This is a genomic window from Candidatus Symbiopectobacterium sp. (assembly GCF_020054415.1).
GTDB lineage: Bacteria > Pseudomonadota > Gammaproteobacteria > Enterobacterales > Enterobacteriaceae > Symbiopectobacterium.
Map to the genome: position 1 here is coordinate 1 of NZ_JAHWCO010000607.1, position 1807 is coordinate 1807.

A 1807-nucleotide genomic window follows, 5' to 3' on the forward strand; every position below is an offset into this window, starting at 1 on the left:
GACGAACTTCCAAAAGTAAAACACATTGTTAGCAAGCCGTATACACAGCGTATTGAGTGTGCACATCTGACACTGCGTAACCGATTGCAACGGCTCAATCGCAAGACGCTCGGATATTCAAAATCATCCGAAATGCACGATAGGATCATCGGTACTTACATCGAACGCGAGTACCACGTTTGATGCTACATCAACTCATTGAATACACGACCGAATGCACCGAGGCCATCGAATTTTTCGTTAAATACCATAACAGATAAGCCGTAATGATAAATACGACAACCAGTACGACATTCCTGAGACGCATATTTTTTTTCCTTGGCCTGACACAAGGAGAAATCGCCAATGAATTGACAGGAATGGACGTCAGATTAATCAGCGAGGTTCTGTCATAAACAAACTGCCCGCACGACGTGTCGTACTGTGCCGTATAGAGTGTTTCGACTTCAGGGTGGGCGCTAAAAGCATCCCCCTCCACACCTGCCTGAGGCTCATCAAAAGAAGGGGTCACCCCAAAACGGTATCCCAACTTAGGGATAGTCACGATGATTTGCTTGTCTTTATCCTGCAAATTACGTCGCAGTGCGCGAATCACCTGCGCAATGCTCTGCGATGTTACATATCCCCCTTCCCACACACATGACAGAAAATCATCTTGTGATACGGGATGAGGATATCTTTCGCAAAGCAGAGCCAACACATCGGACTCCTTTTTCCTCAATTGATATAAGGTGTCACCACAGCTTAATGTCCTGAGCTTGGGGCTAAAAATGAAGCCAAGAAAGTAGATATTGCCATCATTCATTAAGCTAATGTTCATTTGCATATCCGCCTGATATTTTATCTAACAAAGGAATCCACCATCAGGGAATTCTCACTACAAACCGTGGTGGCAGTAATTACCTCTCCTCCTTAAATTTCTGCCACCAAGATACTTATCATCCATCCTCATGATAATCCACCATAAAAACGCACCTTGATTGTTTCATGCAGCAGCAAAAACATTTTATAAAAACGAGAAGTGGAAATAATAAAAACGATGTTTTGATTTCTAATACATCGCTTTTCATTAATACATTGTTTTTTTCTTAATGCAATGCATACATGGTCATTGTAAATGCGAGGAATTAAAAACTGTTTAAAACTATTAATAACATTGCATACAATCGATAGGACAAATCATATCAACATAAAAAGCATTTAATAACCAAGTGTAACTATTATTTTCAATTAGGCTACAAAAAGAAAAAATGAGACAAAATCAGACATAAAATCGTCATTTCACTGGCGATTACCCGCGCAAGAAAAACCACGTAACAGCATGATTTTAAATACACTCAAGCAGTGACAACGATGTGCCATCAAAAGACAATCAACAACATAACACCTTCACAAACTCCATGCGCAATCATTAAATAAAATTGCTCCAATATCAGTACGGGCTAATCTATTTTCCGACACTCGACTACTACTGCATATCTTTTAGAGATAAGTCATCAGACAAAATACGTAGATATATATTACAACAATAATTTCCAAGTTCGGTTGTCACGCTTGGCCGTCAGCATATGTTATTTGGCTTTGAGCATAACACTGACTGAATTGAAAACATCCTACGGAGCCAATAAAAATAACAAAACATAATTTTAATATGAAAGCTGTCTTGTTGGGTCGTGTATTCAATGAGTTGATGTAGCATCAAACGTAGTACTCGCGTTCGATGTAAGTACCGATGATCCTATCGTGCATTTCGGATGATTTTGAATATCCGAGCGTCTTGCGATTGAGCCGTTGCAATCGGTTACGC

3 protein-coding genes are annotated in these 1807 nt (G+C 39.8%); 1 reads left to right on the plus strand and 2 read right to left on the minus strand.

All coding sequences use genetic code 11. The features are described 5' to 3' along the window. Nucleotides 1–183: IS1 family transposase (locus QZ506_RS17760; protein ID WP_291972948.1), on the plus strand; the 183-nt coding region annotated here is incomplete at its 5' end. Between the two features lie 7 nt (nucleotides 184–190). On the opposite strand, the gene QZ506_RS17765 is transcribed toward QZ506_RS17760, so the two are convergent. Then, on the minus strand, nucleotides 191–805 hold the full coding sequence (locus QZ506_RS17765) for a winged helix-turn-helix domain-containing protein (RefSeq protein ID WP_291972949.1): 615 nt from the start codon (nucleotides 803–805) through the stop codon (nucleotides 191–193). A gap of 893 nt (nucleotides 806–1698) precedes the next feature. Beyond that, on the minus strand, nucleotides 1699–1807 hold a 109-nt coding region (locus QZ506_RS17770; RefSeq protein WP_291968657.1), incomplete at its 5' end, for an IS1 family transposase.